The organism is Candidatus Thiodiazotropha sp. LNASS1 (assembly GCF_964212655.1).
Lineage (GTDB): Bacteria > Pseudomonadota > Gammaproteobacteria > Chromatiales > Chromatiaceae > Thiodiazotropha.
The window spans coordinates 4537797-4553199 of sequence record NZ_OZ156465.1; the positions used below are offsets into that span (position 1 = coordinate 4537797).

The 15403-nt window shown below is 45.3% G+C and carries 13 protein-coding genes; all 13 read left to right on the forward strand.

The features are described from left to right. Positions 1 to 148 precede the first annotated feature (148 nt). Positions 149 to 844 (forward strand): hypothetical protein, encoded by a 696-nt coding sequence (locus AB8516_RS20245; protein WP_369162979.1) that lies wholly within the window; start codon positions 149 to 151, stop codon positions 842 to 844. 57 nt (positions 845 to 901) lie between these two features. Beyond that, on the forward strand, positions 902 to 2077 hold the full coding sequence (locus tag AB8516_RS20250) for a TolB family protein (RefSeq protein ID WP_369162980.1): 1176 nt from the start codon (positions 902 to 904) through the stop codon (positions 2075 to 2077). A 171-nt stretch (positions 2078 to 2248) separates the two neighbouring features. Further along, entirely contained in the window at positions 2249 to 3421 is a 1173-nt protein-coding gene (locus tag AB8516_RS20255) for a glycosyltransferase family 4 protein (protein ID WP_369162982.1), read from the forward strand. A gap of 76 nt (positions 3422 to 3497) precedes the next feature. Next, positions 3498 to 4265 carry a WecB/TagA/CpsF family glycosyltransferase gene (locus AB8516_RS20260; RefSeq protein ID WP_369162984.1) on the forward strand — a complete coding sequence of 256 codons (768 nt, stop codon included), beginning with the start codon at positions 3498 to 3500 and terminating at the stop codon, positions 4263 to 4265. Next, the gene (gene gmd, locus AB8516_RS20265) at positions 4262 to 5371 is read left to right on the forward strand and encodes a GDP-mannose 4,6-dehydratase (protein ID WP_369162986.1); all 1110 of its coding nucleotides are present in this window, start codon (positions 4262 to 4264) and stop codon (positions 5369 to 5371) included. The genes AB8516_RS20260 and gmd overlap by 4 nt, the downstream gene beginning before the upstream one ends. Positions 5372 to 5385: 14 nt before the next feature. Beyond that, complete coding sequence (locus tag AB8516_RS20270; protein ID WP_369162987.1) at positions 5386 to 6327, forward strand: GDP-L-fucose synthase family protein; 942 nt, start codon at positions 5386 to 5388, stop codon at positions 6325 to 6327. Between the two features lie 76 nt (positions 6328 to 6403). Continuing rightward, on the forward strand, positions 6404 to 7981 hold the full coding sequence (gene xrtD / locus AB8516_RS20275) for a VPLPA-CTERM-specific exosortase XrtD (RefSeq protein ID WP_369162989.1): 1578 nt from the start codon (positions 6404 to 6406) through the stop codon (positions 7979 to 7981). Between the two features lie 353 nt (positions 7982 to 8334). Next, complete coding sequence (locus tag AB8516_RS20280) at positions 8335 to 10611, forward strand: tetratricopeptide repeat protein (RefSeq protein ID WP_369162991.1); 2277 nt, start codon at positions 8335 to 8337, stop codon at positions 10609 to 10611. A 155-nt stretch (positions 10612 to 10766) separates the two neighbouring features. Next, complete coding sequence (gene rfbB, locus AB8516_RS20285) at positions 10767 to 11822, forward strand: dTDP-glucose 4,6-dehydratase (protein WP_369162992.1); 1056 nt, start codon at positions 10767 to 10769, stop codon at positions 11820 to 11822. Next, positions 11822 to 12712, forward strand: coding sequence for a glucose-1-phosphate thymidylyltransferase RfbA (gene rfbA, locus AB8516_RS20290; protein ID WP_369162993.1), 891 nt, complete (start codon positions 11822 to 11824; stop codon positions 12710 to 12712). The genes rfbB and rfbA overlap by 1 nt, the downstream gene beginning before the upstream one ends. 2 nt (positions 12713 to 12714) lie before the next feature. Continuing rightward, positions 12715 to 13293 carry a dTDP-4-dehydrorhamnose 3,5-epimerase gene (rfbC, locus tag AB8516_RS20295; protein ID WP_369162995.1) on the forward strand — a complete coding sequence of 193 codons (579 nt, stop codon included), beginning with the start codon at positions 12715 to 12717 and terminating at the stop codon, positions 13291 to 13293. Then, complete coding sequence (rfbD, locus tag AB8516_RS20300; RefSeq protein WP_369162997.1) at positions 13290 to 14189, forward strand: dTDP-4-dehydrorhamnose reductase; 900 nt, start codon at positions 13290 to 13292, stop codon at positions 14187 to 14189. Before rfbC ends, rfbD begins: the two co-directional genes overlap by 4 nt. A 234-nt stretch (positions 14190 to 14423) precedes the next feature. Then, complete coding sequence (locus AB8516_RS20305) at positions 14424 to 15398, forward strand: ExeA family protein (RefSeq protein WP_369162999.1); 975 nt, start codon at positions 14424 to 14426, stop codon at positions 15396 to 15398. Positions 15399 to 15403 lie beyond the last annotated feature (5 nt).

Consider the following 15403-nt stretch of genomic DNA (forward strand, 5'->3'; position numbering starts at 1 on the left):
CATGCATAGTATTGAGCAATTATTTATGATCATCTTATATACTATGAATTGATATTTTATCAACATATTATAATAGTATGGTCCTCAATAGAGTTTTTGTGTTTTATGTCTTTCAGTAATGAATATTTATCATTCAACAGTGGACAAAATGATTAGATCGATTGTTAGAAATATAATTGTAGATATACCAGTTATATATTGGCCGATAGCTAGGATTTTTCGTAGTAGTAATATCGTAACAAAACAAACCGATCTGGTTATAGAAGGTTTCCCCAGATCTGGAAATACCTTTTCATGCCGCGCATTCCGCCATGCCCAAATAGGAGAATATAAAATAGCATCACATTTACATTCTACTGTCCAGGTTAAAATGGCGTGTAAATGGAATATACCATGCTTAGTATTAATACGAGAGCCTGAGGAGGCTATCATATCGTATGTACTTTATGAGGGAGATTGTGATATCGAAAAACTATATAAAATATATATAAAATTTTACTCTGAAATTGAAAACCTACAGAATAAGTTTGTTACAGCTGCATTTAGTGATGTTATTAATAATTTTGATATTGTGATTGACCGACTAAATAAAAAATATAATATGAACTACACTAGTTTTGAACACTCAAAAGAAAACGTAGCTGAGTGCTTTTCAGGAATGGAAAAGTCAATGAAAGAAAGAGGGACTTATCATGAGTTGCGAGTAAGTAGGCCACTAGAAAAAAGAGATAAATTAAAAAAGAGAATTAAGTTGAATATAGAGAAAAATGTTAATTGTGAATTAAAAAAAACGGCATCAAATATTTATAAAAGGTACTTGGATCGTGTAATTCGTGATAACTAAATCGAGTATCTCAGTATCTTAACTTGATTATATATAATGAATAACTGATATAATATAATGGATATTCAAAGGAGATTGTTTTGCTTTTGTTTGCTATTTTCACCACTGATTAATTCAAAAGAAAATACAGCTCATAGTTGCCTCAAAGTAGATATTAAATCTACCAATATATATTATGAAGTTAATACAGTAACTGATTTTAATAAGCAACATATACATAGTTATTTTGATCTAAATCCTGACAACCCAAGTGGAAATGATTTATTGTGCTTTCGTTTTTCAGATCAAGTACCGGGAGTCGGAGATATAATTATTAACCGTGAATTTGACCCGAAAAAAGCACTCGTAATTGCAAAAGGAATAAGCGGAACGGCACATGAAGCGGCTTTGCAACAGTGGCTAACGGATGAAATAATAGCCTATGTTGATAACAATAAAGAAAATGTTACAACTGAAATCGTGTCATCAAGTGGAAAGCACTTAATGAGAATTACAGGGGGATTGAGGTCAGCAAATTCAAGGACTATGCTGGGATTGTTTTCCAGCCATGAATTAAGACGACCTGAGAAAAAGATTAAACAAGAGTTTGTAAGAGTCATAGATCTGAAATCAGGTGATATACACTTAAATATTGTGTTAGATGATCTCTTACAGGAAGAGGCACTAAATAAAATATTAAAAAACGCTACAGGATATAAAATTAAACATCCAAAGTGGTCACCAGACGGTAATCATTTCCTTTTTGTCTTGTTTAACAACAAAAGATTAGAGTATGGGCCAAGAAAAATATTGATATTGTCAGATAGAGATGGAAATAATATAAGTTATATTGGAGAAAATATACATCACCCTGTGTGGGGTCGAACTGGAAATAATATTTACTATTTCAAGGGAGAAGGTAAAGAACAAACATTATATAAATATGATCTCACACTGAGATATTCAGTAACTGTGATGACGAGAATGACAGGAGATCATATTAATGTTCACCCATCTGGTAAGCTGTTTGTTGTGGATAAGGTTACTAGATCTAAATCTAGGGATGGACAAATATTATTATTAAATGACGCAGGGGAAATATTAACTAGACTCAGCTACAAGGGGGATAATATTAGCTATAGAAAAAGACTTCATTCACATCCAATTTGGTCAAGAGACGGGTGCTCAGTCTTTGCGAACATTATCGAGAATGGTGTAAGAGGAGTTGTCAAGATAGATTTTAATTTGGCATGAATATAGTGGCGAGTATTCAGCCCTAAGACAATGAAGATATTCTTATCAGCTTAATATCACAAATATCTTAAGTTTTATAATATTTAAATACATACAGCCCTGAACTCATAAAGTATTTATAGGTTTACGACTTATCTCTAATCAATAAATCTATAAGAACAGGCAAATATAGTGTCATATAAAATACTCATTGTACATAACAAATATCAACAATATGGCGGTGAAGATTCTGTAGTTGAAGCTGAAATTAAATTACTTCAAGAGAATGGACACATTATCGAACTATATACTAGAGATAATAGTGAGATTGGTAGATTAAGCAGTATAAAATTGCTACTAGATGCTATTTGGTCAAGAAAAAGTACATTAGAAATTAAAGAAATAATTTCGAAAGTAAGACCTGATATTATGCATGTACATAATACATTCCCACTCATATCTCCATCTATTTATTGGGCAGCATCAAAGTATAACGTTCCAATAGTTCAAACAATTCACAATTTTCGACTTTCTTGTATACAAGCGATGTTCTTGAGAGATAAAAAAATCTGTGAAGATTGTCTTGCTAAGTCACCTTGGAGAGGCATCATAAGAAAATGTTATCGAGAATCTCTGCTAGCTAGTATGTCTGCTGCTGCTATTCTGCAGTTTCATAGGATAATTGGTACATATCAAAGAAAAGTAAATGCATATATAGCACTGAATAATTTCTGTAAAAATAAACTTGTCGAAATAGGCTTGCCTGAGGATAAAATATGTATCAAACCGAATTTTGTTTCGCTTACAAATAAGAGTAGTAGGAATGAGAGGAGCGGTAATCCACTATTTGTAGGCAGATTATCTGAAGAAAAAGGAATTGCTACTCTAGTGCAGTCAATAAAATCGCTGCCTAACCAAATGTTTGATATTGTAGGTGATGGTCCAGAAAGGTATATTTTTGAGAATATCACTAATGTAAAGATGTTTGGATCTATTAACCAAGATAGTGTTTATGAGTTAATGCAAAAAACACCTTTTTTAGTTCTACCTAGTATATGTTACGAGAGCATGCCAAGAACGCTTGTAGAGTCGTTTGGAAGCGGTGCTCCAGTAATTGCGAGTGACATAGGAGCCCTTGCCGAATTAATAGAACATCGTAGAACTGGACTATTATTTAAACCAGGATCATCTTATGAACTAACGCGAGTAATTACTTGGGCGCTTAATAATTCGAAGGAAATGGAAGAAATGGGTATAAATGCAAAAGATGTATACGATAGAAATTATACTGACAGTATTAACTATCAAATGTTATTAAAAATAATAAAGAGAGTAGTTCAGAAAGCACGTGAAACAAATACTTAAAAGGATTGTTTATCATACATCAATTCTAAAAAATGACTGTAAATACTAAACTTGATTATCTAAAGGCAATATCTTTGTGAATCCATCATTTAACCACAAATACATATTAGGAATGCGAGTCGATGAAATTTCTATTGACAAGTCACTCGCTTTGATTATTGATTGGGCGAATAGAAGAGAAAGCAAGTATATCTGTGTATCTAATGTCCATATGTGCATGGAAGCATTTGACAAATCATCTTTTCAAAATATTGTAAATAGTTCAGATCAGGTTGTGCCCGATGGTATGCCATTGGCTGTAGGCATGAGATTACTTGGAAGTAAATATAGTCAGCAAATTAGGGGGGCGGACCTAACGCGTTCAATTCTAGAACATGCAAATAATAAAGGGTTAGTCATTGGATTATATGGTGGAACAGAAGAAGCGGTAGCAAAAATAGTATCTATCATAAAGAAAGAGTATCAAAGTATTACAGTTGGCTGTGGAATATCACCGCCTTTTCATGCATTGAGTGAACAACAGGATAATCAGTACGTGAAAATAATTAATGATGCAAACGTGCAAATCCTGCTTGTAGGTTTAGGTTGTCCTAAACAGGAAATATGGATGGCCAAGCATAAGGGAAAAGTAAATGCAGTTATGGTGGGTGTTGGTGCAGTATTTGATTTCTTGAGTGGAACAAAAATGGAAGCACCACGATGGATCCAAAATATAGGATTAGAGTGGCTGTTTCGATTGCTTTCAGAACCTAATAGACTTTGGAAGCGGTATGCAATCCATAATCCTAGATTTATCATATATTTTTTTAAACAACTCTTAAGTATTCGATTGGGAAAAGCATGAAAAAGGCATTTATAACAGGAATAACCGGACAGGATGGCGCGTATTTAGCTGAACTCCTTCTAAAAAAAGGCTATGAAGTACATGGATTAAAGCGCCGTGCCTCCTCATTCAATACAGATCGAGTAGACCATCTGTATCAAGACCCACATGCAGAAAAAAGGGATTTCATACTGCACTATGGTGACTTGACTGATTCAACAAACCTCATTCGTGTCATACAGGAGATACAACCGGAAGAGATCTATAATCTTGCTGCACAGAGCCATGTTGCTGTCTCATTCGAAACACCGGAATACACCGCCAATGCAGATGCGATTGGCACCCTAAGACTACTTGAAGCCATTCGAATTCTTGGTCTTGAGAAAAAAACTCGTTTTTATCAGGCATCAACTTCTGAACTGTTTGGTGAGGTACAAGAGACGCCGCAGCGGGAAACCACTCCCTTCTATCCTCGTTCTCCTTATGCTTGTGCAAAACTCTATTCCTATTGGATTACAGTCAACTATCGAGAGGCTTACGGGATGTATGCCTGTAACGGCATCCTGTTCAATCATGAGTCTCCGGTAAGAGGAGAAACATTTGTAACACGCAAGATCACCCGTGCCATGGCGCGTATCCGTCTCGGTTTGCAGGAATGCCTCTATCTGGGAAATATGAATGCACTGAGAGACTGGGGTCATGCCCATGACTATGTGAAAATGCAGTGGTTAATGCTGCAGCAGGAGCAGCCTGATGATTTCGCTATCGGTACAGGTGAACAGCACTCAGTGCGCGAATTTGTAGACGTTGCTGCTAAGGAACTTGGTATCTCGTTGCGCTGGGAGGGAGAGGGGCTGGATGAACAGGGGATTGTTGAATCAAACACAAACGATAAGGGTCCGCAACCTGGAGTGGTGATTGTACGAGTTGATCCACGTTATTTCCGCCCAACAGAGGTGGAGACACTGCTTTGTGATCCCAGTAAGGCTAAGAGTGAGTTGGGCTGGGAACCTGAGATTACTTTCACAGAACTGGTTTCTGAAATGGCCAGAGAAGATCTGGCCCTTGCTCAGAAGGATGTTGCAATTGAAAAAGCCGGTTTCCGCTCTTACCGCTATTTCGAGTGATAGGGGGTTAAGGAATGGAAGCGGATACAAAGATCTATGTCGCCGGTCACCGTGGGCTTGTGGGTGCGGCCATCGTTGAGCGGTTGAAAAAGAGTGGATTTACCAACCTTCTTTTGCGTACTCATGGAGAGCTCGACTTAATAAATCGTGATCAAGTTGAAGGATTCTTTAATAGCGAAAAACCGGACTATGTTTTTCTTGCGGCAGCTAGAGTAGGCGGCATACACGCAAATAATACCTACCCGGTAGATTTTATTGTTGATAATCTTGCGATAGAGCTCAATGTCATCTCGGCAGCTTATGCCAATCACGTGAAACGATTGATGTTTCTTGGCAGCTCCTGCATCTATCCAAAGCTTTGTCCACAACCCATGAAGGAAGAGTATCTCCTGACAGGGTCGTTGGAGCCGACAAATGAGCCTTATGCTGTTGCCAAGATCGCCGGTATCAAGATGTGCGAGGCCTATAACCGCCAGTATGGGACAGAATTTATCTCAGTCATGCCTACCAATCTCTATGGTCCCAATGATAACTTCGATCTGCAAAATTCACATGTTTTGCCCGCCCTGATTCGCAAATTTCATGATGCGAAGGAACGGGGTGATGAAAAGGTTGTTGTCTGGGGAACGGGTACCCCACGTCGGGAGTTTCTCTATGTGGATGATATGGCCGATGCTTGTGTCTATGTCATGAACAAGAGCGGTTTTACCGATAGGGTGAATATCGGTGTGGGGGATGATATTTCTATCGGAGAGCTTGCTGAATTGGTTGGTGAAGTGGTTGGATATCATGGGCGCTTGGAGTTCGATACAAGTAAGCCGGATGGAACACCCCAAAAGCTATTGGATGTTGGTCGCCTCACTTCTCTTGGTTGGCAGGCTGAAACATCCTTGAAGGACGGGATTCAGCGTACCTATCAGTGGTTCCTGGAAAACAGGGCGCATTTACGAATATAAAACAGGGAAGAATTAGATTCGGCTTGACACATGGATTGATGGTATATATACGCTGAATTACAAAACAGCGATTAGCATGTCGACAACTACAACGCCTACAGGCTGGAGCAGTCCCCCGGTGATCTGGGGATTGGTTGGTATTTCTACAGTGCTCCTGACTTACGGGTTTTGGGACGGCATTACAGATATGCTCGGCCGTTGGAGTAGCATGGAGGAATATGGCTATGCCTATTTTCTTCCTTTTATCTCCGCCTATTTGATCTGGCAGCGCAGGGATCGTTTGATCGAGGTGGAGTTCACTCCCTCCTGGTTTGGCGTTGCTGTACTGCTGGTCGCTGGTTTTCTTTTCTTCTTAGGGGAGATCGCCACTACTTTTACTTTGGTCCAGTATGCTTTGGTACTTTCAGTATTGGGTTTTGCCTATGCGCTAATGGGGTGGCAGGCATTCAAGTTGGTTGCCGGTCCCCTTTTTCTACTTTTTTTTATCGTTCCGCTTCCTACGTTTATCTACAATAGTCTTTCAGGAAAATTGCAGCTCATCTCCTCGGAACTGGGGGTGGAAGTGATCCGCTGGTTCGGTATCAGTGTCTTTCTTGAAGGCAACGTTATTGATCTGGGTGATTACAAGCTCCAGGTGGTTGAAGCCTGTAATGGTCTGCGTTATCTCTTTCCATTGGTAAGTCTGGCCTTTCTGGCGGCTTATCTCTATCGGGTTGAGTTCTGGAAGAGAGTGGTTGTCTTTCTCTCAAGCATCCCAATCACCATCCTTATGAATAGCTTCCGGATTGGTGTTATCGGTGTGCTGGTCGAGAATTGGGGCCAGGAACAGGCCGATGGCTTCCTGCACTATTTTGAAGGTTGGATCATCTTCATGGCCTGCTTTTTTATTCTGCTGTTGGAGATGGCGCTACTGGCCCGAGTGGGTGGCACCAGGCGTCGATTCTCAGCGGTGTTCGGACTGGAGTTTCCCAAGGCATTGCCAATAGGTATTGAATACCGTACCAGGCCGGTGACGGCCGTACACTACGGTATCCTGGCTTCGGTTGTTCTGATTGGGTTGAGTTCAGTCTACATACAGACACAGCAGGAGATTCAGCCTGAACGCCAGGCCTTTAGCGAGTTTCCCCTGCAGGTGGGTGAATGGAAGGGCAGTGATCGGCGTTTGGAGGAGATCTACCTTGATTCGTTGAAACTGGATGACTATCTGATCGGGGACTATATCAATCCGGTGGGGTCAAGGGTCAATTTCTACGTGGCTTACTATGCCTCCCAGCAAGCGGGTTCTGCAGCCCACAGTCCGCGCTCCTGCATACCGGGTGGCGGCTGGAAAATTGAGGAAGTGACCCAAGTTGATATTCCCGGTTTGGAGATGAATGGACAGCCATTACAGGCCAACAGATTGGTTATCAAGCGAGGCGAATTCAAGCAGCTGGTCTACTACTGGTTTCAGCAGCGCGGGCGTGTGATGACCAATGAATGGCTGGTGAAATGGTATCTGTTTTTCGATGGGTTGACCAAGCGTAGAACGGACGGTGCCCTGGTCAGGTTGACCACATCGATCGGTGTGGGTGAGGAGTGGGCCGATGGAGACAAGCGTCTGGTGGATTTCAGCGGGAAGGTCGTACCGCTTTTGGATCAATATATTCCTGACTGATTACTGGTTGCCCAACTATTTTGTTGGGCCTGGAAACTAGTGTATATCTGGCTATCAGGATCTCCGAACACTGGATATTGAACATGGAGTGCTAAATGTAAACCTTATGTTAAGGCTTTCACAAATAGTTCATAAAGCAATAGATTTAGTTGCAACGACTCGGTTAGCCTGCGGATGACACGAGTAAGCAGGATTGTTGTAAAACAATTAGGAATGTGTACATGAAAATGAATCTGCGAAATCTATTCCCAAGGAAAAGATACATCTCATTGGTTCTCGTTGGTTTATCTTTGTTCCTTGTCGCTGCCTGTGCGAATAAGGATGAACGGAAGCAGAAATATTATGATCGTGGTATGACGCTGTTTAATCAGGGTAATTTCACCAAGGCGCGTCTTGAATTCAAGAACGTGCTGCAAATCGATCCCAAAGATGCCAATGCCTATTACATGTTTGGGCGAATCGAGGAGAAGGATGAGAATTGGACCAAGGCCTATGCACTCCATTTAAGGGCTACAGAACTCGATCCCATGCATGTTGATGCTCAGGTGCATCTTGGAACTATTTTTGCTCTTGCCGGCGAAAATGAAAAGGCCCTCGCTGCAGTCGACGCCGCAATGAACGTTAAACCGGATAACCCTTCAGCGATGGTGCTCAAGGGCTTTATCAAGGCGAAGATGGGAGAGACGGATGCCGCTATCGATGATGTCCTCGCCGTTATCGAAACTGATCCGGCGAATGTCGAGGCGGCTTCTTTACTGGCGTCACTCTACGCGGATCAGGGCGAATTGGCGCGAGCGATCCGTATTGCGAAGGATTCACTGGCACGGCATACCGATCGGGCAGCCTCTTACCTCTTGCTTGCCCGTATCTACGCGCAGGCAGATAAGCATGATGAAGTCGTCAGGGTCCTCTCCGACTTGATCAGGACCAAGCCGGAAGATTTGGAAAACCGTTTGCATCTGGTCACTTATTTTCAAAAGCAGGGTGATAATGACCAGGCTGTACAGGTGCTGCAACAGGCGATTGCTGATCTGCCCGAAAGTCTGGACGCTAAACTTGCGCTGATCGCACTCTATAAAAGTCAGGGAGTGATGGACCAAGCGGAGGCGGTACTGGAACAGTATGCCGCCGAGGCTCCTGAACATACCAAACTGAAACTCGAGCTGGCGAGGCACTATCTGGTCAGCGGACGCAAGGTCGAGGCCGATAAAACCCTCTCCCAGGTCATTGAGCTGGCCGATAGATCGGCGGACGGACTCGCTGCCAGAACTATCAAGGCGAGTGTCATGATCAAGGAGCGAGCCCTGGATGAAGCCGTGGCCTTGCTGGAAGAGGTCCTGGAAGCCGATCCTAAATACAAGGATGCACTTTTTGTCAGGGCTGGTCTGGCACTAGTCAGTGACGATCCCGATAAGGGGATTGCGGACCTGCGAACCCTGTTGCGGGAAGATCCCAGTTATGTCAAGGCTTATCGCCTGAAGGCCCGTGCCCACCTCAAGAAGGGTGAGATGGCGTTGGCAAAACAGAGTCTAGAGGATGCGATAAAGATCCGGCCTGAAGAAGTTGCAGCCAATTTCGAACTGGTCCAGTTGTTGATCAACACCCGGGATTTCGATGGGGCCGTTGGGATTCTGCAGAAGATGCGTCGCTTCGCTCCTGGCGATATCAAGGTATTGCAGTCCTTGGCACTGGTCCAGGAAAAACTCAAACGTTGGGATGAAGTGACTAATGTAGCCGAGCTATTGATTTTGAAGCATCCGGGGAGCCCTGTTGGCTACTACTACAGGGGGTTATCCCAACTGAATCGCAACATGGCTTCCTCGGGCATCGCGGATTTTGAAAAAGTGCTTGAATTGCAGCCCAACTCCATCGAGGCCCTGATTGGATTGGCGAAAGGTTTGTTTGTTTTGAAGAAGCCGGAGGGTGCCCTGCAGCGGATCGAGAAGGTTGTGGAGGCCAATCCCGAACATTTCGCGGCCCTGAATCTCAAGGGCGAGGTGCTCCTTTCACAGAAACAGTGGGATCTTGCTGAGGAGGCCTTCAGAAAGGCCCTGATACTGCGTCCGGAGTGGTCGGTTCCCTATCGGAACCTGGTCAATCTCAATACTCTCAAAGGCGACCAGGAGGGTGTTCTGGGTTTGTTGGAGGAGGGCTTCGAAAAGACGGGTGATCCGGTAATAGGTGTCGACCTGGCCAATAACTATTCCCGTATAGGCCGCAGGCAGAGTGCTATAAAAATCTATCAAGAGATCCTGGATAAACACCCCAAGCACCTGTTGGCCTCCAACAATCTTGCAATGCTGCTACTCAATGATGAATTAGATCAGGGGGGGCTCGATAAGGCATTGCGGTTGGTTGAGGGCTTCGAGCTGTCGGAGAATCCTATTATTCTGGACACCCTTGGTTGGGTGCACCTCAAACGGGGTGAGATCGACAAGGCTCTCCCGATCCTGCAACGAGCGGCCAGAAAAGGTTCGGGGGTTCCGGATATCGATTATCACCTCGGGGTGGCCTATTATCGGCAAGGCCGTATGGATAGCGCCAAGCGTCATATCAATACGGCGCTGGCTACAGATAAACCTTTTGAGGGTATCGAGGAGGCGAAGAGGTTGTTGAATAAGCTCCAATAATTGTCCCGATAGTGCCTGTTACGGGTAGTATTCCGGTAATCAATAATAAATATCAAAAAAAACATTATGTTAGGAATACCCGCACTCTGTATAATGCCGCTTTGATACTCCCCCGGATTTTTATTTAACCTATTGTATTTATTGGCAAATATAGAATGCAGACGATAATTGTGACCGGTGGGGCCGGTTTCATTGGCGGTAATTTCGTTCATCATCTGTTGACCAGGCAGGGTGTACAGGTGGTGAATCTCGATGCACTGACCTACGCGGGAAACCTGGATACGCTCCAGACAATCATGGAAGATCCACGGCACCACTTCATCCAGGGACAGATTCAGGATAGGGAATTGGTCGCAGGCCTGTTCGAGCGTTTCAAACCCAATGCAATTGTAAACTTCGCTGCCGAAAGTCATGTGGACCGCTCCATAGACGGCCCCTCCGAATTCATCGACACCAATATTGGCGGTACCTTTAATCTGCTGGAATGCGCACGTGCCTATTGGGCGGATTTGTCGCCAGACGTGGCAGATGCGTTTCGTTTCCTGCATGTTTCCACTGATGAAGTGTACGGCTCCCTGGGTGACGAGGGGAAATTTACAGAAACCACTCCCTATGCGCCGAATTCCCCCTACTCGGCTTCCAAGGCCGCTTCGGATCATCTGGTTCGCGCGTGGTACCACACCTATGGCTTACCGGTGCTCACCACCAACTGTTCCAACAACTACGGTCCCTATCAATTCCCTGAAAAGTTGATCCCGCTTTTTATCCAAAAAGCGCTGGCGGGGGAGGATCTGCCCATCTATGGAGATGGTAGCAATGTGCGGGATTGGCTCTATGTGGAGGATCACTGTAGGGCGATCTGGCGGGTACTCGAGGCGGGCAGACCGGGTGAGGTCTACAATGTGGGGGGCAACAACGAGATGAGCAATCTCGAAGTTATCGATATGCTTTGTGCTCTGCTGGACGAACTGGTGCCCGATTCACTCTTCAGGCCCCACACTCAATTGAAAAAATTTGTCAAAGACCGACCGGGACATGACCAGCGCTATGCCATCGATGCTACAAAGCTGCATCATGAGCTGGGATGGATACCGGATGAGACCTTTGCCACAGGTCTGAAAAAGACAGTCTCCTGGTATCTTAACAATGAGACTTGGTGTCAAAGGGTGATGGATGGCAGTTACCGCGGTGAGCGCTTGGGGCAGGGATAATGTCGGATAAACAGGTAAAAAAGGGTATTATTCTGGCCGGTGGTTCGGGAACCCGTCTTCATCCACTCACCCTGACGATCTCGAAACAGCTGTTGCCTGTGTATGACAAGCCGATGATCTACTATCCGCTAACCACATTGATGTTGGCGGGAATCAGAGAGATTCTTATCATTACCACACCGCAGGATGCCACCTTGTTCAAGGGGCTGCTGGGTGATGGAAGTCAGTGGGGGATAACCATCCAGTATGCGGTACAACCGGAGCCCGGAGGATTGGCCCAGGCCTTTATCATTGGAAGGGCTTTCATCGCCGGCGAGCCTTGTTGTTTGATTCTTGGCGACAACATTTACTATGGACAAGGCTTGGTGGAATCACTGAAACGTGCTGCTTCAATGACCACTGGGGCCACGGTTTTTGGTTATTGGGTCAAGGATCCGGAACGCTATGGCGTGTTTGAGTTTGATCAGGATGGCCAGGTAATAGGCATCGAGGAGAAACCGGCTGATCCTAAATCCAATTATGCGGTTACAGGACTCTATTTCTATGATGAGCAGGTCACCGAACTGGCGGCCTCACTGAAACCGTCCACGCGAGGTGAATTGGAGATCACAGACCTCAACAAGCTCTATCTTGATCAGGGTTCGCTGCAGTTGGAGAAGATGGGACGGGGTATCGCTTGGCTCGATACCGGGACCCATGAAAGTCTCATTCAAGCCAGTAATTTTATCGAGACCATTGAGTTAAGGCAGGGTTTGAAGATAGCCTGTCCGGAAGAGATTGCATTCAGTCAGGATTGGATCGACATCGCGGCGCTAAAGCGTATGGGTGATGCACTGAGTAAGAATGGTTATGGGCAATATCTGCTCAGTTTGTGTGAGAGAAAGATGTAACTATGGATGTGACACCGACAAAGATCCCGGAAGTGGTGCTGCTGAACCCCCAGCGTTTTGGCGATCAACGGGGATGGTTTATGGAGAGCTGGCAGGCTGAACGTTATCAACAACTGGGTGTACCCAGGGATTTTGTGCAGGATAATCAGGCCTATTCCCAAAAGGGCGTATTACGCGGCCTGCATATCCAGAATCCCTATGGCCAGGGCAAGCTGGTGCAGGTTATCCGTGGCGAAGTGTTCGATGTCGCTGTGGATGTGCGTCAGGGGTCGCCCTGGTTTGGTCAATGGGTCGGCGTACACCTGTCTGAAACAAATCACCATCAGCTCTACGTACCTGTTGGATTTGCACATGGCTATCTGGTGTTGAGTGAGGATGCGATCTTCACCTATAAATGCACTGATTACTATCATCCGGAAACACAGTTTTCCATACGTTGGGATGACCCGCAGATCGGTATCGAGTGGCCAGAGACGTTAAGCCCGGTGCTGGCCGAAAAGGACCGTAATGCCCCTTTATTGAGTGAGATCTCCAAGGAGCAGCTGCCGCCCTATCAACTTGACAGGCAATCAACAGCATGATTGACAATAAACCGAAGGTACTTCTTCTAGGTAGCGATGGTCAGGTAGGCTGGGAGCTGCAGCGCACGCTGGGTGTGATAAGCGAGGTTGTCAATACAACCCTTTCCGGACAGGGTGGTTTGCCGTTGGATCTGCTGGATGCAAAGGCCGTTAGGGAAACTGTTAGGCAGATTGCTCCCGATTACATTATCAACGCAGCGGCCCATACGGCGGTGGACAAGGCTGAAACCGAAGTCGATCTCTCCCGCCGATTGAATGCAGATGCGCCTGAATTGCTTGGCCAACTGGCCGTGGAACTGGGCGCCAAAGTAATCCACTACTCGACCGATTTTGTCTTTTCCGGTACCAGCGACAGACCATACAGGGAAGAGGATGCGGCATCGCCACTCAGTGTCTATGGCCAGACCAAGTTGGAGGGTGAGCAACGACTTCTGGCGACAGGTGCCGATGCCCTGGTGTTGCGTACCAGCTGGGTATACGGCAATTATGGACATAATTTCATGCTGACCATGATGCGCCTGTTCAGGGAAAAGGGGCAGCTTTCAGTGGTGGATGATCAGATCGGCGCGCCAACCTGGAGCCGGATGATTGCGGAAGCCACCGCGCAGATCGTGCATCAACTGCGAATGTCTGCTGAAGGGGCAGCCCCGCAACTGGGTCTCTATCACATGACCGCGGCAGGTGAAACCAGTTGGTTTGGTTTTGCACAGAGCATATTGGAATTGATGGATGTCTCGTGCAACGTGCAGCCGACCTCGACGGAGAACTATCCGACACCCGCGAAACGTCCTGCCTATTCTGTGCTCGATAACAGCAAACTGAATCAGGCGTTTGGTCTGCAGCTGCCCGATTGGCAGGATTCGTTACAACAGTGCATGGCTGATCGATTAACCTGACTGGTCAACGAGGTCAAGGCCAGGCGGGGTAGTCAGGCTTGATTTTGGGGTTGGTGGTAGGCTCATGCATTATTTCCCCAGGTTGCTTGTTGAATGGTTGAATGCGCCTTAAAATCAAAGCTTTACTCTGGTTTTTTGGTGCCGGACAAGGCATTGCTTGATCTTATGATGGCATGAGACAATAGACGGACTACCCATTGATGGAAAAATGTAAACCCAGGGATTGTAGAACGGATGTATGAAAAGTTTTATGGATTAACCGAAAAGCCATTCAGCCTGCTCCCGGATCCCGAATTTTTGGTATTAGGGAAAAAGCACAGCGCCGCTTATACCGCATTGGAGTATGGCCTGGTCAGTCAGGCGGGCTTTACCGTGGTTACAGGCGAGGTCGGCAGTGGCAAGACTACCCTGATTCGTCACTTGCTCAATCAGCTTGATGAAGATATTACCGTTGGACTCGTCAGCAGCAGTCATCACGACATGGGGGAGTTGCTGCAATGGTTGCTTTATGCCTTTAATCTCGATTACAGGGAAACACAAAAAGTCGGCCTGTACGATCTCTTCACCCAGTTTCTCATCGACCAGTATGCCAGCAATAAAAGAACTGTACTGATCATAGACGAGGCGCAGAATCTTCAACCTGATGTGCTGGAGGAGCTGCGACTGCTATCCAATATCAATGCGGACAAGCACCAGGTGCTACAGATAATCCTGGTGGGGCAACCGCAGCTTCGGTCACTACTCAAGCACAGGGATCTGCTCCAGTTTCAGCAGCGTATTTCGGTGGATTACCATCTTCAAGGGCTGAATGAAGATGAGACGCGATACTATATCTTTCAGCGTCTCAAGTTTGCCGGGCGTAACAGGCCGCTGTTCACCCGCAATGCGATAAAGCTTATCTATCAGGCCAGTGATGGCATCCCGCGTATCGTCAATACCCTTTGCGATACCTCGCTTGTGTATGGGTTTGCCGATCAGAAACTGCTGTTGGATAGTGCCCTGATCGCCAATGTGCTGAAGGATAAGCATGCTGCCGTAGAACAGCCTGACGAGAAGCCTGCGGCTAAAGGCGCGCATCCATTCAATCAACAGCCATCTGTTGCATCGGAACATCAACATTCAGCTGCCGATGTCAACGATCACAGGATCACCAGCTTCAATCGTGAGTCCGCAAAACTTCTTTTTAAAAAATACTACAACAAGAAATAGCATCC

Bases quoted from the DNA above. Each gene is read 5' to 3' on its own strand.
- AB8516_RS20280 (WP_369162991.1), top strand. From the start codon at position 8,335: ATGACGCTGTTTAATCAGGGTAATTTCACCAAGGCGCGTCTTGAATTC.
- AB8516_RS20270 (WP_369162987.1), top strand. From the start codon at position 5,386: ATGGAAGCGGATACAAAGATCTATGTCGCCGGTCACCGTGGGCTTGTG.
- rfbA (WP_369162993.1), top strand. From the start codon at position 11,822: ATGTCGGATAAACAGGTAAAAAAGGGTATTATTCTGGCCGGTGGTTCG.
- rfbD (WP_369162997.1), top strand. From the start codon at position 13,290: ATGATTGACAATAAACCGAAGGTACTTCTTCTAGGTAGCGATGGTCAG.
- AB8516_RS20250 (WP_369162980.1), top strand. From the start codon at position 902: ATGGATATTCAAAGGAGATTGTTTTGCTTTTGTTTGCTATTTTCACCA.
- AB8516_RS20305 (WP_369162999.1), top strand. From the start codon at position 14,424: ATGTATGAAAAGTTTTATGGATTAACCGAAAAGCCATTCAGCCTGCTC.
- AB8516_RS20245 (WP_369162979.1), top strand. From the start codon at position 149: ATGATTAGATCGATTGTTAGAAATATAATTGTAGATATACCAGTTATA.
- gmd (WP_369162986.1), top strand. From the start codon at position 4,262: ATGAAAAAGGCATTTATAACAGGAATAACCGGACAGGATGGCGCGTAT.
- rfbB (WP_369162992.1), top strand. From the start codon at position 10,767: ATGCAGACGATAATTGTGACCGGTGGGGCCGGTTTCATTGGCGGTAAT.
- rfbC (WP_369162995.1), top strand. From the start codon at position 12,715: ATGGATGTGACACCGACAAAGATCCCGGAAGTGGTGCTGCTGAACCCC.
- xrtD (WP_369162989.1), top strand. From the start codon at position 6,404: ATGTCGACAACTACAACGCCTACAGGCTGGAGCAGTCCCCCGGTGATC.